General features: G+C 34.0%; 16 protein-coding genes. 15 read left to right on the top strand and 1 reads right to left on the bottom strand.

The features are described 5' to 3' along the window. Nucleotides 1-4 precede the first annotated feature (4 nt). The 4 genes from M0M44_RS22580 to M0M44_RS22565 all read left to right on the top strand — a co-directional run bounded on the left by M0M44_RS22580 (nt 5) and on the right by M0M44_RS22565 (nt 7901). The gene (locus M0M44_RS22580; protein WP_248727756.1) at nt 5-1477 is read left to right on the top strand and encodes an aspartyl protease family protein; all 1473 of its coding nucleotides are present in this window, start codon (nt 5-7) and stop codon (nt 1475-1477) included. A gap of 29 nt (nt 1478-1506) precedes the next feature. Beyond that, nucleotides 1507-2889, top strand: a complete 1383-nt coding sequence (locus tag M0M44_RS22575) for a TlpA family protein disulfide reductase (protein WP_248727755.1) — start codon at nt 1507-1509, stop codon at nt 2887-2889. 12 nt (nt 2890-2901) lie between these two features. Next, nucleotides 2902-5718 (top strand): M16 family metallopeptidase, encoded by a 2817-nt coding sequence (locus tag M0M44_RS22570; protein WP_248727754.1) that lies wholly within the window; start codon nt 2902-2904, stop codon nt 5716-5718. 140 nt (nt 5719-5858) lie between these two features. Then, complete coding sequence (locus M0M44_RS22565) at nt 5859-7901, top strand: protein-disulfide reductase DsbD family protein (protein ID WP_248727753.1); 2043 nt, start codon at nt 5859-5861, stop codon at nt 7899-7901. Between the two features lie 90 nt (nt 7902-7991). Here M0M44_RS22565 and M0M44_RS22560 read toward each other — a convergent pair whose 3' ends face one another. Beyond that, nucleotides 7992-8450 (bottom strand): DUF1810 domain-containing protein, encoded by a 459-nt coding sequence (locus M0M44_RS22560; RefSeq protein ID WP_248727752.1) that lies wholly within the window; start codon nt 8448-8450, stop codon nt 7992-7994. Between the two features lie 354 nt (nt 8451-8804). Between M0M44_RS22560 and M0M44_RS22555 the strand changes: the two genes are divergently transcribed. The 11 genes from M0M44_RS22555 to metQ all read left to right on the top strand — a co-directional run bounded on the left by M0M44_RS22555 (nt 8805) and on the right by metQ (nt 21329). Continuing rightward, a complete protein-coding gene (locus tag M0M44_RS22555; protein WP_248727751.1) occupies nt 8805-9209 on the top strand; it encodes a hypothetical protein in 405 nt (134 codons plus the stop codon). 101 nt (nt 9210-9310) lie between these two features. Continuing rightward, nucleotides 9311-10966, top strand: a complete 1656-nt coding sequence (locus M0M44_RS22550) for a peptidase domain-containing ABC transporter (RefSeq protein ID WP_248727750.1) — start codon at nt 9311-9313, stop codon at nt 10964-10966. Nucleotides 10967-10968: 2 nt separating this feature from the next. Beyond that, a complete protein-coding gene (locus M0M44_RS22545; protein ID WP_248727749.1) occupies nt 10969-12321 on the top strand; it encodes an HlyD family secretion protein in 1353 nt (450 codons plus the stop codon). Between the two features lies 1 nt (nt 12322). After that, nucleotides 12323-13720, top strand: a complete 1398-nt coding sequence (locus tag M0M44_RS22540) for a TolC family protein (RefSeq protein ID WP_248727748.1) — start codon at nt 12323-12325, stop codon at nt 13718-13720. Between the two features lie 151 nt (nt 13721-13871). Then, entirely contained in the window at nt 13872-15011 is a 1140-nt protein-coding gene (gene nagA / locus M0M44_RS22535) for an N-acetylglucosamine-6-phosphate deacetylase (RefSeq protein ID WP_248727747.1), read from the top strand. Continuing rightward, nucleotides 15011-15946 (top strand): DMT family transporter, encoded by a 936-nt coding sequence (locus tag M0M44_RS22530; protein ID WP_248727746.1) that lies wholly within the window; start codon nt 15011-15013, stop codon nt 15944-15946. Before nagA ends, M0M44_RS22530 begins: the two co-directional genes overlap by 1 nt. 152 nt (nt 15947-16098) lie before the next feature. Then, on the top strand, nt 16099-17313 hold the full coding sequence (locus M0M44_RS22525; RefSeq protein WP_248727745.1) for a hypothetical protein: 1215 nt from the start codon (nt 16099-16101) through the stop codon (nt 17311-17313). Next, nucleotides 17304-18332, top strand: a complete 1029-nt coding sequence (locus tag M0M44_RS22520; protein WP_248727744.1) for an NHL repeat-containing protein — start codon at nt 17304-17306, stop codon at nt 18330-18332. The genes M0M44_RS22525 and M0M44_RS22520 overlap by 10 nt, the downstream gene beginning before the upstream one ends. Nucleotides 18333-18712: 380 nt before the next feature. Beyond that, complete coding sequence (metN, locus tag M0M44_RS22515; RefSeq protein WP_248727743.1) at nt 18713-19744, top strand: methionine ABC transporter ATP-binding protein MetN; 1032 nt, start codon at nt 18713-18715, stop codon at nt 19742-19744. Then, complete coding sequence (locus M0M44_RS22510) at nt 19737-20390, top strand: methionine ABC transporter permease MetI (protein WP_248727742.1); 654 nt, start codon at nt 19737-19739, stop codon at nt 20388-20390. Before metN ends, M0M44_RS22510 begins: the two co-directional genes overlap by 8 nt. 126 nt (nt 20391-20516) lie before the next feature. Further along, a complete protein-coding gene (metQ, locus tag M0M44_RS22505) occupies nt 20517-21329 on the top strand; it encodes a methionine ABC transporter substrate-binding lipoprotein MetQ (RefSeq protein WP_248727741.1) in 813 nt (270 codons plus the stop codon). The last annotated feature ends 122 nt before the right edge of the window (nt 21330-21451 follow it).

Raw genomic sequence — 21451 nt, 5'->3', positions numbered from 1 at the left:
CGAAATGAAAAAGATATTCCTGCTTTCAATATTGATTTTTGGTTGCTCAACTTATGCTCAAAACAGCATTCAGAAATCTATTGAAACTTTCGAAAAAGCCTTTCAAAATAAAAGTTATAAGGAGATAAAAGATCTTCTGGCACCGCAGTTTACTGTTGGTGTTGGAGATTCATCTTCAAACGAATATTATTTGAATGGTATTTTTAATGCTTTTCCTGTTTTAGATTCTATTCAGATTGGAAAAACTGTTGAGATGAAAAATGAAAGCTATGTTTTAGTAGATTTCCATTTTAAAGGAAAAGAAAAGAAACCGTCTCAAATCGTTTTCAATTCAGAAAACAAAATTTTGTATGTTACTTTTTTTGATGGTTTGTATAAAGTTGACCGAAATGCAACAGTAAAAGAAGTAGCAAGTATTCCGTTTCAAATTATCGAAAACGGAATCGCCATTAAAATCAAATTAAACAAAGCCGACCGAGAATTTTTAATGCTTTTTGACACAGGCGCCGACGGAATGGCTTTAAATCCAGACAGTGCGTATAAAGCTGGAGTTGTGGTTACGAAAAGTAAATCGGCATCTGTTGTTGGCGGCAGTCAGCAAGTTCAGTATTCCGCAGATAATACTATTTATTTAGGAGATCAGGTTCTAAAAAATCAAGGATTGGTAATTTTTCCAAAACATGGTGTTTATGACGGATTATTTGGCGCCAATCTGCTTCGAAATTATATCACGTCTGTCAATTTTGATACCATGACAATTGACTTGTACAACTTCGGGAATTTTAATTATTGGGGAAAAGCAAAGCCGTTGGTTTTTGATTATAAATCGGGACTTCCGGTAGTAAAAATGAATCTGACTTTTGAAGATAAAAAAACAGTCGAAGGCAGTTTCACTTTTGATACGGGAGCAGGTTACGATCTCATTGCTTACGGACCTTTTAATCATAAAAACAATCTCGAAGTCAGTTTAAAAACCGAGTACACATCTGTCAATTACAGTTTAGGAAAACAAACTAAAATTGTTGGCGGCGCCATTCCGAATATTTCTATTAACGGAAACAATTTTCCAAATGTAACCGTGGCACTTCAAGAGTATGATGAAGCCAATAAAAACTGGGCTTTCGCCGATGGATCTTTGGGAATTGATTTAATAAAGCGTTTCAATTTTACAATCGATTTATTACACAAAACTGTGTATTTAGAACCGAATAAAAATTTTAATAAAACACCTTCTTTTTATTTGAGCGGACTCTATTTAGATTTTGATGAAAAACAGAATCTTTTGGTAAAAAGAGTTTTAGATCAGCAAAATGAAGATTTAAAGAAAGTAAAAGTCGGAGCAAAAGTTACTCAGATAAACGATTTCGAAGCCAAAGATTTAGTAAAACCAGAAAATCTTAAAAAGCTGAGAGAAACTAAAGAAAGCAAAGATATTATTATAGAACAAGACGATCAGTCGATGCGAATTTCAATTTAATCTATCAAACAAAAAACAAATATACTATTATGAAAAAACACATTTTTTATTTCATTTTAACCTTCATTATGGTTCAAATGAGTTTTGCTGCCAATCTATCTGAATATGCAGTAATTAAAGGAACAATTTCGATTCCAGATAGTAAAGTAAAAGAAATTACTCTTTACAATGTCGAAGAAGGAAAGCCAGTCGTTGCAGCTACTGCAAAAGTTAATTCTCTGGGGGAATTCGGCTTTATGACACCAGTTTCAGCTGCTGGCTTTTATTATATCGATTACGGGCAATTTAAAAGTAGAAACCAATTAATCCGTTTGTATTTGGAACCAAAATTAGACATCAATTTAGTGATCAATAAAACAAATTATGTTTTAAGCGGAAAAAATGTGGGACAAAATGTTTTAGTTCAAAAAGCAAATGAAATCTACAACGATTTTGCGCCTTACGCAAGGTTAGGAGGAAATGAAACCTATGTAGAATTTTATCCTTTTATAGATAAAGGTGTGGCTAAAGCAGAAGAATTTTCGAAATCAATAAAAACGAAAGATGCTAGCTTTAATAAGTTATTAAAATTAGCCGTTGCAACAGATGTTGAAGAATTGACTTATACTTTTTTCAGAATGCCCAGAACTGCATTTCCTGATAAAGACGATCGTCCTGCGGTGATCAAAACTTGGCAGACCGATAAAAAGTTTACAGATCCAGATTTATTAAAATTGCAAAATGGCGTTTCATTAATGTCACATTATTTCTTTTACGTAACAATGAATTCTGGTTCAGGACCAAAACGCCTGGACTTAACAGAAGCAATTACCCACATAACAGATCCAGCTTTAAAAGATGTTTATCTTCGTGATGCAGTTGCAACATCAAGAATGAAAATTGAAGAATACGAAAAAATTGCACCAAGCATAAAACCTTTTATGATTTCTGATGCAAGCAAAACATTTTTAGTAGAATACGAAAAAGTATTGCATAAAAATGTAGGTCAAAAAGGATTAAATTTTACTTATAAAGACATTAACGATAAACCAGTTTCGTTTTCAGATTTTAAAGGTAAATTTGTTTACATCGATTTATGGGCAACTTGGTGCGGACCATGTAAGGCTGAAATTCCACACATGAAAAAAATCGAAGAAGATTATCACGGAAAAAATATTGTATTCGTTAGTCTTTCGTTAGATAAACCAAAAGACGCACAAAAATGGAAGGATTACGTTACTAAAGAACAATTAAAAGGAATTCAGTTAATGGCTGATAAAGATTTTGGTTCAGATGTAGCTAAAAATTACGATGTAAATGCCATTCCTAGATTTTTGTTATTTGATCCTCAGGGAAAAATTATCAATGCAGATGCGCTTCGTCCTTCAAATCCTGAACTAAGAGAACAGCTTGATAAATTATTGAAAAGTTAATAAATCAGCTTTATGAAATACAGCAAAAAAACAGCAATCTTACTGCTCTTCGTTGGATGTTTATCATTCGCGCAAGCGCAGCATTATAAAGCAAATGATCCAATTGCGGTCAACCAAAAAATAAAAAAAGGAGTGTTGCCAAACGGAATGACGTATTATATTTATCCGACTGAGGTTAATAAAAATACGGCAAGTTATTACATCATTCAAAATGTAGGTTCGATTTTAGAAAACGACCAGCAGAAAGGTTTGGCGCATTTTCTGGAACACATGGCGTTCAACGGAACCAAAAACTTTGAAGGAAAAGGAATCCTGAATACGCTTCAAAAACAGGGAGCTGTTTTCGGAAAAAATATTAATGCGTATACCAGCACAGACGAAACGGTTTACAACTTAGACAATATTCCGTCAAAAGATGGAGGGGTAGTCGATACTTGTTTATTGGTTTTGCACGACTGGTCTAATTTCTTATCGCTGACGAATGAAGAAATCGATGCCGAGCGTGGTGTAATTACCGAAGAATGGCGCACGAGACAAAATGCAAGAGCAAGAATTTACAATCAGCTGGCACCTTATTATTACAACAATTCACTTTACGCAGACCGCATGCCTATTGGTGATATGGAAATCGTTAAAAACTTCAAATATCAAGTTTTAAAAGATTTTTATAAAGATTGGTACCGTCCAGATTTGCAGGCAATCGCCATTGTTGGAGATATTAATGCAGATGAAATTGAGGCAAAAATCAAAAAACTTTTTGCTGATATTCCAACACCTGCAAATCCTAAAAAACGTTTTGAAATTGCAATTCCAGAAAAAGCAGAACCAATTTTTAAATTGGCTTTAGACAAAGAAATTTCGGCTTCTAATATTAGTTTTATGATTCGTCATACCGCTGAAAAATCAACGAATGACTATGCTGAATTAGAGAAATCGACACAAAGAGGCATTGCTTTTTCTATTTTGAATAATCGTTTGGCAGAAATGGCGCAGAAACAAGAGTGTCCATTTAAAAGTGCATCACTTGGCTATCAAAATTATACTCGTTTAAATGATATTTGGATTTTGAGTGTTTCTCCAAAACCAGAAAAACAAGCCGAAGCTTTTGCAATGGTAATGAACGAATGGGTTCGCGGCTACAAATTTGGTTTTTCAAAAGGTGAAATTGAAAGAGCCGTTACCGAAAACATTTCGGGTTATGAAAATTATTTAGACAAACTAAATGAGATTCCGCACAAACAAGTAATCGGAATGGTAAAAGACGATTATTTGAACCACGAAGTAATTGCAGATCCTAAAGCAGAATTTGAAATGATAAAAAGCATTTTAAGCAAGTTGGATTCTAAAATTCTTCAAGAGCAAATTAGCAAATTATATACTTCTCAAAATAGAGTTGTGGCGGTAACTGGTGTTGAAAATGAAGAAAATCTAACGCAAGAAAAAGCTTTTGCTATTATTCAAAAAGCTGAAAATGATACTTCGTTGCAGCCTTACGTTGATACTTTTGAAGGAAAAACACTTTTAGGAAATCTAAATATTGTTTCAGGAAAAATTACTTCTGAGAAAAAAGAAACTGCGATTGATGCTACAACTTTTATATTAAGCAATGGAGTAAAAGTGCATTATAAATTTGCTGATAAAAATAAAAAAGAAGTAGAGCTTAAAGCCGAAAGTTTTGGCGGAACTTCTTTATATGAGCCAGAAGATCTCCCATCAATTGGTCGTGCGACAAATTTAGCGATGATGTCTGGAGTTGGAGAGCTTTCGAATGTAGATTTGGAAAAAGTTTTAAAAGGAAAAATTGTCAATTCTTCAGTAAGTGTGAGTTCTCTTAAAGAAACCGTTTCAGGTTCGGCAAATGTAAAAGATATCGAAACCATGATGCAGTTGGTGCATTTGCGTTTTGTACAGCCAAGGTTTGATAACCAGATGTATGCGCTTTTGAAACAGCGATTGGAAAATTCGTTGAAAAATAGAGCAAACGACATTAATGCAAAAATGGAGGACAGTTTATCGGAAATAGTTTACGGCAAAAACAATCCGAGAATTAGAGAGTTCAACCAAAAATATATTGACGATTTGTCTTTTGATAAGATGAAAGCTTTCTATCAAGATCGCTTTGCAGACGTTTCAAATTTTGAATTTTATATTGTTGGAGATGTTACGCCAGAAGTTATAAAGCCTTTATTAGAAAAATATATTGCAAGTATAAACGGAATCAAACGCAAAGAGAAATTTAAAACTAACTTTCCGAAATGGGCTTCAAATAAAATTGATCGAGATGTTTTTATTAAAATGGAAACACCAAAAAGTTCTGTTCGCATTGCATTTTTACAAGATTACGCTTTTAATCAAAAAAACAGAATCCTGGCTTCTTACTTAGGCGATATTTTGACTTTGCGTTATACGGAAAGTCTTCGTGAAAAAGAAGGTGGAACTTATGGAGCTGGAGTAAAAGCAAGTATTGACAAACTTCCAATTTCTAAAGCAAATCTTCAAATTACTTTTGATTGTGACGCTGATAAAGCAGAACATTTATTGCCAATTGTATACCAGGAAATTGATAAAATCAAAAAAGGAGAAATCGTTTCTGAAGATATTGAGAAAACGAGAACCAATTATTTGAAATCAAGAGAGGACAGCAAAAACTTCAATAGTTATAGCATGAATTTAATCTATAATTATTTTGAAAACAATTACAACATGAATGACTCTAAAAATTATGTTGATATTGTAAAAAGCATTACTGCAAAAGACATTCAAGAATTTGCTAATTCATTTTTGAACAAAGCTGACTCTATGGAAGTTGTTTTCAAACCATTAAAATAATCTGACCCTTTTATTTACTAGAGTTTAATTTGTATTTCCCTATCAAATAGTATTTTGAATTAGTAAGCAATTTAGTTTGTTAGCGGATTACTTAGAGGGTTGTTTTTTGCTATTCAACCCTCTTTTTAAAGTTTTTACCCATGAAAAAGAATATTTTTTTACTGGGCTTTTTCCTGCTGTTTTCCATATTCGTAAAGGCTCAGATCTATAATCCCATAAAATGGAAAACCAGTATCGAGAAAATTTCTGATACTGAATATGAATTGCAGGCAAAAGCCATTATAGAATCGGGTTGGCATTTATACAGTCAGGAAGTTTCAGACGGAGGTCCAATTCCAACTCATTTTAATTTTATTAAAAGTGCTGATTTTCAATTAATTGATGCTGTAAAAGAAGAAAAAGGAAAAACGATTAATGATCCTGTTTTCAAAATGCAGATTAAGTTTTTTGAAAAAGAAACCACTTTTAAGCAACGCATCAAAATTCTTTCATCAAAACCATTCAAAATCAAGGCTGAGGTTGAATTTATGGTTTGCAATGATGAAAATTGTCTTCCTCCAAGTTCAGATGAATTGGAGTTTACCGTTAGCCCTTCCGCGAAAGCGAAAACTTTGATCGAAACTGCTATTAAAACAGAAGATAAAGCTATCGAAAAAGATGCTTCGGTTATTGAAGCAAATGAAAAAACAAAAGATATTATTGCGACAGAAATTGTAAAAGCGCCTCAAAAAGAAATCAAAAAAAGAGAACCAAAAACAGAATCAAGAAGTTTATGGACAATCTTTTTATTATCTTTTTTTTCAGGTTTCGCGGCCTTGCTAACACCTTGCGTTTTTCCGATGATCCCGATGACGGTCAGTTTTTTTACGAAACAAAGCAAAACAAAGTCGCAGGGAATTAGAAAAGCAGTTTTTTACGGAATTGCCATTATTGCCATTTATATCTTTTTGGGAGCCGTTGTGACTTGGGCTTTTGGAGCAGATTCGCTAAATGCGCTTTCTACAAATGTCTGGTTCAATCTTGTGTTTTTTGTGTTTTTAATGATTTTTGCGTTTTCATTTTTGGGCGCTTTCGAAATTATGCTTCCAAATGCTTGGGCAAACAAAGTCGATTCGCAGGCAGATAAAGGCGGTATTGTCGGAATATTATTTATGGCTTTGGCTCTCGCAATTGTTTCTTTTTCTTGTACTGGGCCAATTGTTGGGACGTTATTGGTCGAAGCCGCTTCACGCGGAGGAATAGCTCCATTTGTCGGAATGTTTGGTTTTTCTCTGGCTTTGGCTTTACCATTTACATTATTTGCAGCTTTTCCAGGCTGGCTGAATTCACTCCCAAAATCGGGCGGATGGTTGAATTCAGTAAAAGTATTTTTAGGTTTTTTAGAATTGGCTTTAGCGTTTAAATTTTTATCAAATGCCGATTTAGTTTTGCAATTGCATTGGTTTGAAAGAGAAGCCTTTTTAGCCATTTGGATCGCCATTTTTGGAACTTTAGCTTTTTATTTATTTGGAAAAATTCAGTTACCGCATGATAGTCCGATTTCAAATATAAGTGTTGGAAGATTAGGATTAGGCGTTGTCGTTTTGGCTTTTACGATTTATTTAATTCCAGGTATCTGGGGAGCTCCGTTAAAAATGATAAGTGGTTTTCCGCCACCAATGCATTACAGCGAAATTCCGAATGGTTTGAATAATTCTACGTCTTCAGAAATAGTACAAAATCTGCCTGAAGGAGCTGAATTTGGCCCTCATAATATTGTTGCCTTTACAGATTATGATCAAGGAATGGCATACGCCAAAAAAATCGGGAAACCTGTTATGATCGACTTTACAGGACACGCCTGCGTAAATTGCCGAAAAATGGAAGACAATGTCTGGTCTGACGAAAAAGTGCAGAAAATTCTAAAAGGCGATATAGTCTTGATTTCTTTATATGTTGATGATAAAAGAGAATTATCAGAAAAAGAACAAATTACGTCTAAACTAACAGGGAAAAAGTTGAAATATATAGGCCAAAAATGGAGTGAATTTCAAACACTAACCTACAAAACCAATGCACAGCCTTTTTATGTTCTAGTCAACCATAATGGCGAAAGTCTCAATGAAACTTCGGCTTATAATCCAGATATTGAAGAATACCTAAACTGGCTGCAAAAAGGTGTTTCTAATTTTGAGAAAAGCTGATAAAACAGATTTTTTACTTTTATTTATAATTATGTTGTTCATTAAAAAAGGAATAGTTTTCAAGCTATTCCTTTTTTCGTCCTAAGAATATTAAGAAAGTACTGTGTCTGGCAGAACACAATTTTTTTTTGTAAAATTTAAAGTCATCTGATCTAGATGTCCAAAGAAAAAAGTATCCAAGATCTCCTGAAATACAGGATCTGCATTTTCTACCTGAACAAATAAACTCATTGAAGAATGCAGTTTTCGGGCATCAAGCTCGCCTAAGATACCTTCGGCAGATTTCTTTTTAAAAGTTAAAAGAAGTTTCGAAATCTCAATTAAATGCTTAGATAAAATAGGATGCTTTAAGAATTCTTCTGCTTCCTTTAAATCGGCAACAGCATAATAATCTGAAATTGCACTTTTCCCTAAACCTTTAATCTGCGGAAAAATAAACCACATCCAATGAGTTTCTTTTTTACCCTTTTTTAATTCTGAAAAAGCTGTTAGATATAGTTTGTTTTGAGCATCTAAAAATCGGGTCAAATCATTTTTTGGGTAAATCATCTCTAGATTAGGTATTAAAGGATTTGTAAATCGGGTTTTTGTAATTGGTAACACGGTATTATTTCTTTATTTAAACTTTGTCGAATTTTCGATATCCAAAAGTAAAATGCTTAACTGTGTAAAAGTTATAGAATTGTAGTTGGTCTTTACATAATTCCGACAGCCCTGTAAGAATGCCTTGTTAATATAATTTTAAAGTTTTTAATGATTCTAAATTCTAATGTTATTTTAATGTTCTACAAAAAAAATGGCTCTAAATTGCGCGCTCAGAAAAATTATAATAAACGCCTTATATCACAGGGATTTTCAATCACAACGGTGTGATTTAATTAAACTTTCAGCCTTTTTCAGAGTATGTTGAACAAAATTAAAAATAGCTTTTTATGTAAATGCCTTCAGGCATTGCTTGTCGGCTATTTTCTAATTAGCAGTTTAAATATTTCTAATAGTGTTGGGAGGATCTTAAGCGATAACGCTGAAACTTACACAGTAAAAGGCATTACTTGCAACTTTCTGAAAAAAATCTTCAAGTGTGATGGAATTCCAGAAGAACTGGACGACTACAAAACAAAAGACACCAAAACTGCCAAATTAGCAAAAGGCATTCCTTTAATGGAATATTTGATTTCATCAGAATCTTTGATGCCTAATTTTTGTTTTCTAATAGAATCAGAAGGGAAAAAATATATTGATAATACGATCTTTTCGTTCGGTTTTCACGGTAAAATAGATATACCGCCTCCAAGGGTGAATTCATAAATACTTGTTTTTTAAGGATTAGGGTAAAAATCTTAATCCAAAAATGCGGTTTTTGCCGTATATTTATTCTATGTAATAATCTTGTATTTATACTTAAATTCATGACACCATTCAAACGATTTTACAACTTATTGCAGCTAGATAAGCGCGATGTGTATCAAATTATCTTCTATGCTGCGTTTGCAGGGTTAGTAAATCTTTCTCTGCCTTTGGGAATTCAGGCAATTATTAATTTTATTCAAAGCGGACAGCTAAGCGTTTCGTGGATCGTTCTGGTGATTCTGGTTACGATTGGAGTTGGTTTTGGAGGAGTGCTGACTATTTTGCAGCTGCGTATTGTAGAGAATCTGCAGCAGCGAATTTTTGTTCGCTCTTCATTTGAATTTGCCTACAGAATGCCCTTAATTAAATTTAAAGAAATGTACTCAGAGTATGCTCCTGAAAAAGCAAATCGTTTTTTCGATACTTTGATGGTCCAGAAAGGAACAGCAAAACTATTGCTTGATTTCTGTACAGCATTCCTACAGGTTGGGCTGGGGATTATTTTATTAGTTCTTTACCATTCTTTCTTTATGGTTATTGGACTTTTGTTTATTGTCATTTTATATGTCATTTTTAAATTTTCGTATAGAGATGGATTAGAAACCAGTCTGAACGAATCTAAGTTTAAATATAAAGTAGCGGCATGGCTTCAGGAAATTGCCCGAAATAGAGAAAGTTTCCGCAGAAAAGGCGCTTTTGAATATGCATTGGAAAGAAATGACGGATATGTAACAAACTATGTCAATTACCGTGAAAAACATTTTCAGGTAATGAAGAAACAATACATTCAGCTGACTATTTTTAAAGTAATTGTTACCGCTGCCTTATTGTCGATCGGTGGTTTTCTGGTAATTCACCACCAAATGAACATAGGGCAGTTTGTAGCAGCTGAAATTGTAATTGTATTATTGATTAATTCTGTTGAGAAAATCATCTTCGGATTGGAATCTTTCTATGATGTTCTGACTTCTGTTGAAAAAATTGGACAAGTTACCGATATGGAGATTTCATGCATTCCTGAGACTTCAGATAAAACTGAAAAAGGAATTAATATCGAAACCGAAAGCGTCAGTTATCATTATCCGCACCACAGCAAGAAATCGCTTAAAAATATCAATTTGAAAATTTCGCAAGGCGAAAAAATTATTCTTACTGGAACAAATGGTGCAGGAAAAAGTACTTTACTACGTCTTCTTTCTGGAGTTTTGGAGCCAGAAAGCGGTGCCATGTATGTGACCGATAATTACATGAACCGTCTTAACGAAGATACCTATAGAGCTCAGGCAGGAACATACTTGCAGGGCGATACACTTTTTGCAGGAACAATTCGAGAGAATATTGTTTTTGGAAATGAAAAACTAAATAGTGATGATTTAAAATGGGCTTTAGATAATGTTGGACTAACACCATACATTAAAACTTTCGAGAACGGATTGGAGAATCAAATTCATCCGGGAGGTCGTGAACTTTCTGCTTCCGATGTTCAGAAAATTCTTTTGGCAAGAAGTATTGTGGGTAAACCAAATATCTTATTCTTAGAAGATCCGGTTGATAAAATGGACGAAATAACATCGAGTAAAATTGTGGATTTCTTACTTTCTGAAGAAAACGACTGGACTGTTATTGTAACCTCTAAAAATGATGTTTGGAAGAGCAAATGCAGTCGTATGATTACGATTGATGACGGAAAAATTATTAACGACATAAAGCTTTAATCATGCTCAACCTATCTAAAGACAACAATGTACTTATAACGCCGGGCAAATACAAATCGATTACAAGCGTTGCCCGCAGACCTCATTACGAAATCTTAAACAAAGTCATAATCGGATTTTTGATTTTTGGAGTAGCCTGTCTTTTTCTGCCTTGGACACAGAATATTTCGGGAACGGGTTCTGTTACAACTTTAAAACCAGACCAGAGACCGCAAACGGTTCATAATGCGATTGCGGGACGAATCGAAAAATGGTTTGTAAAAGAAGGAGATTATGTGAAAAAAGGAGATACTATTCTTTACATCTCAGAGATTAAAGAAGATTACCTCGATCCTAATCTAGTTGGCAATACCAAACAACAGGTAGATGCCAAAAAAATGGCAGCAGAATCGTATGGCGATAAAGTAAATTCTCTTGATGTACAAGCACAATCGCTTACTACTGAAAGACAATTGAAGCTGCAGCAGGCGCAAAATAAAATACGTCAGGCACAGCTTAAAATAAAAAGTGACAGTATGGATCTTGTGGCAGTAAAAACACAGCTTCGAATTGCAAAAACACAATTTGACCGTTCGACTGCTTTAAACAAAGAAGGTCTTAAACCGCTTACCGATGTTGAGCAGAAAAGATTAAAACTGCAAGAGTCAGAAGCGTATGTGATTACACAGGAAAATAAATTGTTAAGCAGTAAAAACGAATTGATAAATGCTAGAGTAGAAATCAATAGAATTACTGCTGAATATGCTGAAAAAATATCAAAATCAAGAAGCGATAAATTTACAGCTTTAAGCACACAATACGATACAGAAGCTCAGGTTAACAAACTAGAAAATCAATATACAAATTACAGATTGAGAAACGGGTTGTATTACATTACAGCACCTCAAAGCGGTTATGTAAACCGTGCTTTATTGGCTGGTTTGGGAGAGACAATTAAAGAAGGAACTCCTGTAGTCAGTATCATGCCTTCTAAGTATGATATTGCTGTAGAAACTTACGTAGACCCAATCGATTTGCCTTTGGTTCATCGAGGAGCAAAAGTTCGTGTCTGGTTTGACGGATGGCCTAGAATCGTATTTTCTGGATGGCCAGGATTATCATACGGAACTTACGGTGGTAAAGTTGTAGCGATAGAAAACTTTATTAGCCCGAACGGTAAATATAGAATTTTGGTTTCGCCAGATGGAGAAGATCGTCATTGGCCAAAAGAATTGAGTATTGGTGCCGGTGCGCAAAGTATTGCATTATTAGAAACCGTTTCGGTATGGTATGAGATTTGGCGAAACTTGAATGGTTTCCCGCCAAACTATTATAATTCAGGAGAAAAAGAAGATAAAGGAAAGGAGAAAAAGTAAAATGAGAAATCTTGTAAAATTGTTTCCTTTCTTAATACTATTTTGTTTTTCTACACTTCATAGCCAGAATTTTAATCAAGAGGAACTTACTTTTATAGAGTTCTTGGGATATGTAAAAAAATATCACCCGTTGGTAAAACAAGCCAATCTTGAAGTGACAAATGCTCAGGCAAAGTTGATGATGGCACGAGGCGGATTTGATCCAAAATTGGAAGTAGATTACAATAAGAAAGAATTTAAGGGCACAGAATATTATTCGTTATTAAACAGCAGTTTTAAAATTCCGACTTGGTATGGAGTAGAGATTAAAGCAGGTTTTGACGATACAAATGGAGAATATTACAATCCGCAGAACAAAACTCCAGAAGCAGGTCTAACTTCGCTCGGAATTAATGTTGCTTTAGGGCAGGGAATGTTTATTAACCAGCGAATGGCTGATGTTCGCGAAGGAAAACTTCAGGTAAAACTGAGTGACGCACAGCGAAAACTGAGAGCAATTGAAATTTTATATCAAGCAAGTGAAGCTTATTTTGAATGGAGAAGAAGCTATAACGAAGCAGAATTGTATAAAAACTATTTAGGTTTTGCGAGCACTCGTTTTGAAGGGGTTAAAAAACTAATCGCAGCAGGAGATGCGCCAGCAATTGATAGCGTTGAAGCTAAAATAACCGTGCGAAACAGAGAACTGAATGTTGAAAACGGTAATTTGAAATTAGCGAAAGCAAAACTTAAATTGGCCAATTTTTTATGGATTGAAAATGTTCCAGTTGAATTGGGAGATTTGGTAAAACCAGAACAAAACCTAATTCAGACCATTGAGGAAACATTAAAAACAGATGCGATGATGGTTGATGTTGAATCATTAGATTCTCATCCAAAGATTCAATCTTTAGAAACTAAAATGGATATTTTGGAAGTCAATCGCCAGCTGAAAGCCAATTCATTGCTTCCGAAAATAAATGTGGGCTATAACTACATTTCAGAACCAAATTACTGGAATAATTTTAATGCTGATGATTATAAATTTAATATCGATTTCAGTTTCCCAATTTTCTTAAGAAAAGAACGTGGAAGTTTAAAAATGGCTAAACTGAAAATTCAGGATATGCAATATGATATTGGACAACAGCGATTGGAACTTAAAAATAAAATCAAAGCACAGCAGACGGAAATTGCTTCGTTAAGAAAACAGAAAATCGTAATCGACAATCTCGTACAAGATTATATGACGATGCTGAATTCAGAAGAAAAATTATTTTCATTCGGCGAGAGTTCGATTTTCTTAATCAATTCGAGAGAAAACAATCTTGTAAGTGCAAAATTATCGCAAATAAGTTTAGAGAATCAGTTTTATCTTTCGAATGCCGAATTGTATAAAATATTGGCAAATCCAGATTAATACGTAATCAGATATGCAGTTTGCAATGACTGTACTATATTAATTTTCATAATTTAAATTTAGAAAGCTTCAGAATCATCTGAAGCTTTTTTATTTATGCAATTAATTCAAACTTCTTTTTAAATTTGGCTAAAAAGAAACAAATTAAATCATGAAACAAGCGATTGTAAATGCTGTTGTGCATACAGGCGACGAAATAATTGAAAATGGTGTCGTTATTATAGAAAACGGGCAAATTATTTCAGTGCAAAATGAAATTCCAAATGATTTGGAAAAAATCGATTTGGGAGGCAATCATCTTTCAGCAGGATTTATAGATATTCAGATCAATGGCGGCGAAAAGTATTATTTCAGCCAGACTCCAAACGAGGAAACCATTCAGGATATTTATGATGCAAGTATGAAATACGGCACAACACACGTTTTACCTTGTTTGATTTCTTCTTCAAGAGAAACCATTTTAGAAGGAATTGAAGCCATTCGTGCGTACATGAAAAAGCATAATAATGGTGTGATCGGAATGCATTTGGAAGGGCCATTTTTAAATCCGTTGCGACGTGGTGCCCACAGCCTTGATCAAGTTCGAAAACCGACTAATGCTGAGCTTGAAGAAATTATCGAAAAAGGAAAAGATGTTATTAAAGTAATTACAATTGCTCCAGAATGTTTTACAGAAGAACAATTAAATATGCTAATTGAAAGCGGAATTACCATTTCGATCGGGCATTCGACCATAACCCATAAAGAAGCGCAGCCTTATTTTGCTAAAGGAATAAATCTGGTAACGCACTTATTTAATGCCATGACACAGTTTGGACATCGTGAACCAGGTTTAGTTGGAGCTGTTTTTGAAAATGAAGCTGTTTATGCCCCAGTTATTCTAGACGGTGCGCATTGCGATTATGCGGCTGCAAAAGTGGCATATAAATTAAAAAAAGATAAATTCTTTTTAATAAGCGATGCTACTTTTTTAGGGCGAAAAGTAGCCAATTTTAAATGGGATAATTTTGATGCTCATTTAGAAAATGGTTTTTACAGAAATGAAGACGGCAATCTGGCGGGAGCTACAATATCTATGGCAGAAGCAGTACAAAATGCTTACAATCATCTGAATGTTTCGGCTGATGAAGCAATAAAAATGGCTACTACAAGAGTCGCTTCTGCTATTGGTATACAAAGTAAAATAGGGAAAATAAAAACTGGATTTCCTGCCAGTTTTGTCACATTCAACTCAGATTTAAGTGAAATAGAAACACTCATTTTTTCTAAAACAGATTCATCTATTTCATAATGATTAAAGAAAAACGGCTATCGATTTTAGCTGAATCTAAAGAATTGAAAATTATTCTTGCTGGAATTGTTTTTTCTTTTTTGTGGGCATCTGCATCAACAGCCACAAAAATAGGACTTCATTCTGCACAGCCTTTTGTGATTTCTATTTTTAGATTTATAATAGCTGGAAGCATTATGCTTGTAGTTTCACATCTTATAATGGTAAAACGGTTGCCTCAAAAAAAAGAATGGATTAAAATCAGTATTTATGGTTTGCTAAATATTACTTTTTATTTGGGGCTATATGTTATTGCCATGCAAAAAGTATCCGCAGGTTTAGGGAGTTTAGCAGTAGCAACTAATCCGGTTTTTATTGTTTTGATTTCTGCAGTTTGGTTATCTCATAAAATCAATTTTAAAAACATAATTAGCTTATTGCTTTGTTTAACTGGTGTTTTTTTAGCGGCCTATCCTTTATTACAAAGCAGCTTTGCAACTCCCAGCGGAATACTCATTTTAATTGTTAGTATGGTTGCTTATTCATTAGGAACCATTTACTACTCCACACAAGAATGGAATGGATTACATATTCTAACAATTAACGGCTGGCAGACTATAATTGGTGCGGTATTTTTGCTTCCCGTTTTAGGATTGACTTACGAATCGGATAAAAATACTTTTAATGCAGATTTTTGGTTTTCGACAACTTGGCTGGCAATTGCGGTATCAATAGGAGCAGTTCAGTTTTGGCTGTATCTTTTGCGAATTAATCCAGTTAAAGCAGCGTATTGGCTTTTTTTGTGTCCGATATTTGGTTTTCTAATTGCCTTTTTTGTGGTCGATGAACCTCTGACTTTGTATACGCTTTTTGGAGTTATTTTAGTTATAGTAGGATTATACATCAGTATTTATTCCAAAAAACTAAAAAAACAAATTAGAAGAAGCAGTATATAATAGTCTAAAAACTAACCTTTAGATATTTTTAAAACAAAAAAAACGATTTTTAATATATTTTACATTCATACTTTTCTTGCAATCCCTATGATTTTAAAAATCGTATTTATAGTTTTGCACCATATTTTTAACCCCAAACCTACTTACTTACTATGAGAAAAAACACTCACTTTTTTGTATTTGCCCTACTGGCAAGTATTATTTTTGGCTGTAGTGACGATGGAGATTCGTACAAACCAAATTATCTAGCAAGCATAGATTTAACAGCTTTGCCAGCAGAAAATCATCCGATGACCATGTTTGCCGATGACGAAGATCCAGCAAGAATGTACGACAAAACAGATCGATGGTTTAGAGTAAACGAACCGTTTCAAGTTATTCAAAAAGGAAAAGATTCTGTACAAATTTCGCTTTATTCTCCAGTTGGATTAACAGACGTAAAAGTGTATGCAAAATTGCCTAATTACGATAAAAAGTTTTTGCTTTATAGTTTTTCAAAAGTTCCTGCTTTTCACCGTTCGTTTCATAAAATTCCTTTAACAGAACAGAAAAACGATTATTTGCTAGAAACAGGAAATACGGTAACCATCGATAAAATTGAAGGGTTTTCATCTGGAGCGATCGAGTTTTCTGTAGAATCAGATGATCCTTTGTTTAAACAATTCAAAAAGATAAAATCTAATCATTTAGTTCAGTTTCATGACGGATACCACATTAATGATTTGGGTAAATATCTTCCGATGAATCCTGCATTGGCAAAAGAAGCGATTACAATGATTATCAACTATTCTTATGCATTGAGCCATCCATTGTATTACAGTACATTCACCAATTTCGACAAGTACAAGCAAGAACAGGCGGCAACGGCAGGAACGGGCATAAATGGCGCTTTAAACTGGCACGGAAATGCAGATGATGTAGATGGTGTTTACGATTATTATTCTAAAGAAGAAATTGAAAAAATATATTGGAATTATCTAGATAAAAGAACGCTTTGGATGGCAATGGTTGGAGGCGATTCTGCTTGGGGCGGAGGAAATCTGGCATCGCAGTGGGAATCGGGTTATGTAAGAGGACATTGGTTAGGAGAAATGTCGGTTTGGTCTCACGAATATTCGCATCATATTGGTTTCAGCCATAGCAGTAACTTAGCAAATAGTGGAGAAGGCGGCGGACAGCAAGAAATGCTGACTGAATTTTATAAGTATTTAATTTATTTAAATGATCTTCCTTTTACAGACCCAGATGTTTTAAAAACATATGAGAAAACAAATTATGTAACAGGAACTTATAAAAAACCAGTATTTAAAATTGACCCTAAAAATTCATTTTTAGTCAAATATAAAGGCGAAGGAAAATGGAACTAAAATATAAACTACACATGAAACATATTCTGCCCCTAATTTTAGCACTTTGTTTGTTTACAAATTGCAGTAAAGACGATGTCGCATCTAAAGATTATACCTATTATTATCCGACTGATGAAGCTTCTATTACAAACGAAAATATTCCAGGTAGCACAGAAGCATTTGACCCGAAAGGAATCACTATTGCAAATGAAAAATTGTATGTGATTAACGGAAATGTACTAGAGATTTTTAATGCTCTGACTTTAGAACATATTAAAACAATAAAAGAGTATAAAAAAGGAAACACTACTATTCCGCTAACAAGTTTAACATCAGTTTCTGTTGATAGTGGTCGTATTTATGTTGGTAGTACGGAATCTAGATTATTTGTTTTTGATGAGATTACAAACGCTGGAATTAGTACTGTTGGAAATGGCCAATGGTGGCAGACTTTTGTTCACGTTTTTGGCGTTGTAGCAAAAGACGGATTGGTGTTTGTAAAAGAAAAAGAAAAGAGCATAAAGGTTATTGATGCTTCTCAAATTACAGAAACAAGTGATTGGAATTTAAAGCCTATTGCCAAATTGAATACTTTAAACGGCTATACAGAAATATATTCATTGGATGTTTTTGATGGAAATTTGGTTGTAGGAGGAAGAGATGCCAAAAGCTATTTATATTATAATATTGCCAATATTAAAGCCAATGCTGCAGCTTCGTTAACAACTCCTATCGAGCCAGAAAAAGTGCAATTTGTAGACGTTAAGCCAATTGCAGTATCTTTTAGCAAAGATTGGGCAGTTACTTCAGAAAATGTTGGAAGTGCATCGTATTTAAAATTATATCCAAAAGAAGAGTTCATTAAAAAGAATTATAAAGCAGCTTTAAGCGTTTCTGATATTTTAGGGCAAAATGCTTTTGGAACTATTGTTGGAACAGCACAACTTGACGATCGTATTTTCTTATCTGATAATACCAATAAAAAAATCAGAATAATAAAGTTGAATAAGTCGGTTATTGCGGAACAAAATAATTAAATTCCAAAAGTTTAATTATAAAACTAAAAATTCCAAATTCCAATCTAATCCTGAAACTTCAGGAAGAGACAACTGGAATTTGGAATTTTTTATTTGAAGTTTCATTTCTGTTTGGAATTTTAAAATAACCTACTAAATTGATAGGTTAATAAAAGTTTTAACAATTTATACCTTAAAATTGAAAATAACTATTTAAATTTGCACTCGCTATGAAGAAACAGAACCAGAAAATGAATAATTATTATCGTCGCAGTATGAAGTGCTGTGCTGCTATTATGGTATTTATTGATCTGGCTTAATATATAAAATGATAAAATTTATTTCGAAAAAGCCTTTCAACTAATTAATGGAAGGCTTTTTTGTTTTTTAAACTGTATAGAATGATTGAATTAAAAAATGTAACCAAAACTTTTCATCAGAAAGACAGAATTGTTGCCGCTTTGTCTGATGTCTCTCTAAGGGTTCCTCAGGGAAAAATTTTTGGTGTAATTGGAACTTCCGGAGCAGGAAAAAGTACCTTAATTCGCTGCGTGAATTTGTTGGAAAGACCAACTTCTGGCGAAATTATCGTTGATGGAAAAGCTTTGATGCAGTTGTCAAATGCTGAATTGGCGATTGAAAGAAGACAAATCGGAATGATTTTTCAGCATTTCAATTTACTTTCTTCGAGAATGGTTTTCGAAAATGTGGCTTTTCCGCTAGAATTGGCTGGAACGCCAAAAACTGAAATCAAAACACGTGTTCTAGAATTGTTGCAATTAGTTGGATTGGCCGAAAAAGCCAATGATTATCCAGCAAGTCTTTCGGGAGGACAAAAACAGAGAGTGGCAATTGCTAGAACTTTAGCCAATAATCCTAAAGTTTTACTGTGCGATGAAGCGACAAGCGCGCTTGATCCTGCAACAACTAGATCGATTTTAAATTTACTGAAAGACATTAATAAACGTCTTAACATTACGGTTTTGCTGATCACGCACCAAATGGAAGTTGTAAAATCTATTTGTGATGAGGTAGCGGTAATCAGTCACGGAAAATTAATTGAGCAAGGAAGTGTGGGCGAAATCTTTGCAGATCCAAAACATGAACTGACAAGAGAATTTATTTCTTCTTCGCTTCATATCGAAGTTCCGTCTGTTTATCAGGAAAAATTGCAAAAAGAAGACAATGGAAATCTGAATCCGTTATTGAAATTGGAAATGACAGGAAAATCGGTTAATGAACCTGTTATCTCAGAAGTTTCAAGACTTTTTGATACCGATTTTAAAATCGTTAGTGCACAAATGGATCAGGCTGGCGAAGTGAATTTTGGCGTAATGCTGATTGAACTTTCAGGGAAACGCGAAAATTACGACGCAGCAATTCAATATTTTAATTCAAAACATATTAAAACAGAAATTATAGGTTATGTCTGATTCTCTTATAGATTTATTGTTAAAAGGAACATGGGAAACCATTGTTATGACTTTTGTATCGGGCTTTTTCGGGTTTTTGTTAGGACTTCCAACTGGAATTTTATTATTCTTAACTCGTAAAAACCAGATTCTGGAACAGCCGGTTTTAAACAGAACATTATCAGTAGTGGTAAATGTTTTTCGTTCTATTCCATTCATTATTTTAATCGTTTGGATGATTCCATTTACACGTGCCATTGTTGGGACTTCTATTGGTGTGAGTGCCGCTTTGGTTCCGTTAAGTATTGGTGCAGCACCATTTATTGCCCGTTTAGTAGAAAACAGTTTGCTAAGTCTTCCGTCTGGATTAATCGAGGCGGCTAGAGCATTGGGCGCAACTCCTTTACAAATTGTGTACAAAGTATTATTGCCAGAAGCTTTGCCTTCTTTAATCAATGCGGCTTCAATTACTTTAATTACTCTTGTTGGATATTCTGCAATGGGAGGAGCTGTTGGAGCAGGTGGTTTAGGACAAGTTGGGTATCAATACGGATATATAGGCTATGATGCTGTAACAATGAACTCAGTTTTGGCTTTATTGGTCATTCTGGTATTCGTAATTCAGTTTGCTGGAGACAGATTATCTAAACGATTTGACCATAGGTAATATTTAGTCGAAAGTCAAAAGTCGAAAGTCGAAAATGAATAGTGAAAAATGAAAAATGAAAAGTGAAAAGTTGAGAGGCGAGAATTAAATATTAGAATTAAAAAAATTAAAAAAGATACAATTATTATGAAAAGAAATATTTTAAAGATAGCTGGAGTTTTGGCTTTGGCGCTTGTTTTATCGAATTGCGGGAAAAGCAAAAACAATGACCCACATTTTATAAAAGTAGGAGTAGCTTCTGGACCAGAATTAAAAGTAGCAGAAGCGGCTAAAAAAGTAGCTAAAGAAAAATACGGTTTAGAAGTGGAATTGGTTTCTTTCAACGACTATGTGATTCCAAATGAAGCTTTGAGCCAAGGTGATATCGATGCGAACGCGTTTCAGCACAAACCCTATTTAGACGAGCAATCTAAACAAAGAGGTTACAAATTAGCAATTATCGGAAATACATTCGTGTATCCGATTGCTGGTTATTCTAAAAAAATAAAAAGCCTTTCTGAACTAAAAAACGAAAGCACGATTATTATTCCGAATGATCCAACAAACGGTGGCCGCTCTTTATTGCTTTTGCAGAAAAACGGATTGTTGAAATTAAAAGATGGAGTGGGTTTACTTCCTAAGGTTACAGACATTGTGAGTAATCCTAAAAACTTAAAAATTTTAGAATTAGAAGCGCCTCAATTGCCTCGCGCTTTAGACGACCAAAATGTTTCTATCGCTATCATCAACAATACTTTTGCTTCTGCGGCAGGATTGGTTCCTTCTCGTGACGCTTTGTTTGTTGAAGATAAAGATTCTCCTTATGTAAATTTGGTGGTAAGCCGTGAAGACAATAAAAACGAAGAAAAAGTAAAACAGTTTTTACAGGCTTTTCAATCTCCAGAAGTAGAAAAAGCTGCCGAGCAAGAATTTAAAGGTGGAGCTGTTAAAGGCTGGTAAAATTAAAATCAATTATTTATAGTAAAGACTGTCTTTTGGGACAGTCTTTTTTTTTTAACACTAATTCTGAGCTCCAGCGGAGCAAAATATTTCGTCCCTATGGGACTTGATGAAAAATTTAA

Origin of the sequence: Flavobacterium humidisoli (assembly GCF_023272795.1) — a bacterium.
Taxonomy (GTDB): domain Bacteria; phylum Bacteroidota; class Bacteroidia; order Flavobacteriales; family Flavobacteriaceae; genus Flavobacterium; species Flavobacterium humidisoli.
Note: the sequence above shows the minus strand (reverse complement) of the source record. Positions and strands in the feature narration are given on the sequence as shown.

What these genes read in the sequence shown, in the direction of transcription:
- M0M44_RS22580 (WP_248727756.1), top strand. Translation starts at nt 5, where the DNA reads ATGAAAAAGATATTCCTGCTTTCAATATTGATTTTTGGTTGCTCAACT.
- M0M44_RS22575 (WP_248727755.1), top strand. Translation starts at nt 1,507, where the DNA reads ATGAAAAAACACATTTTTTATTTCATTTTAACCTTCATTATGGTTCAA.
- M0M44_RS22570 (WP_248727754.1), top strand. Translation starts at nt 2,902, where the DNA reads ATGAAATACAGCAAAAAAACAGCAATCTTACTGCTCTTCGTTGGATGT.
- M0M44_RS22565 (WP_248727753.1), top strand. Translation starts at nt 5,859, where the DNA reads ATGAAAAAGAATATTTTTTTACTGGGCTTTTTCCTGCTGTTTTCCATA.
- M0M44_RS22560 (WP_248727752.1), bottom strand. Translation starts at nt 8,450, where the DNA reads ATGATTTACCCAAAAAATGATTTGACCCGATTTTTAGATGCTCAAAAC.
- M0M44_RS22555 (WP_248727751.1), top strand. Translation starts at nt 8,805, where the DNA reads ATGTTGAACAAAATTAAAAATAGCTTTTTATGTAAATGCCTTCAGGCA.
- M0M44_RS22550 (WP_248727750.1), top strand. Translation starts at nt 9,311, where the DNA reads ATGACACCATTCAAACGATTTTACAACTTATTGCAGCTAGATAAGCGC.
- M0M44_RS22545 (WP_248727749.1), top strand. Translation starts at nt 10,969, where the DNA reads ATGCTCAACCTATCTAAAGACAACAATGTACTTATAACGCCGGGCAAA.
- M0M44_RS22540 (WP_248727748.1), top strand. Translation starts at nt 12,323, where the DNA reads ATGAGAAATCTTGTAAAATTGTTTCCTTTCTTAATACTATTTTGTTTT.
- nagA (WP_248727747.1), top strand. Translation starts at nt 13,872, where the DNA reads ATGAAACAAGCGATTGTAAATGCTGTTGTGCATACAGGCGACGAAATA.
- M0M44_RS22530 (WP_248727746.1), top strand. Translation starts at nt 15,011, where the DNA reads ATGATTAAAGAAAAACGGCTATCGATTTTAGCTGAATCTAAAGAATTG.
- M0M44_RS22525 (WP_248727745.1), top strand. Translation starts at nt 16,099, where the DNA reads ATGAGAAAAAACACTCACTTTTTTGTATTTGCCCTACTGGCAAGTATT.
- M0M44_RS22520 (WP_248727744.1), top strand. Translation starts at nt 17,304, where the DNA reads ATGGAACTAAAATATAAACTACACATGAAACATATTCTGCCCCTAATT.
- metN (WP_248727743.1), top strand. Translation starts at nt 18,713, where the DNA reads ATGATTGAATTAAAAAATGTAACCAAAACTTTTCATCAGAAAGACAGA.
- M0M44_RS22510 (WP_248727742.1), top strand. Translation starts at nt 19,737, where the DNA reads ATGTCTGATTCTCTTATAGATTTATTGTTAAAAGGAACATGGGAAACC.
- metQ (WP_248727741.1), top strand. Translation starts at nt 20,517, where the DNA reads ATGAAAAGAAATATTTTAAAGATAGCTGGAGTTTTGGCTTTGGCGCTT.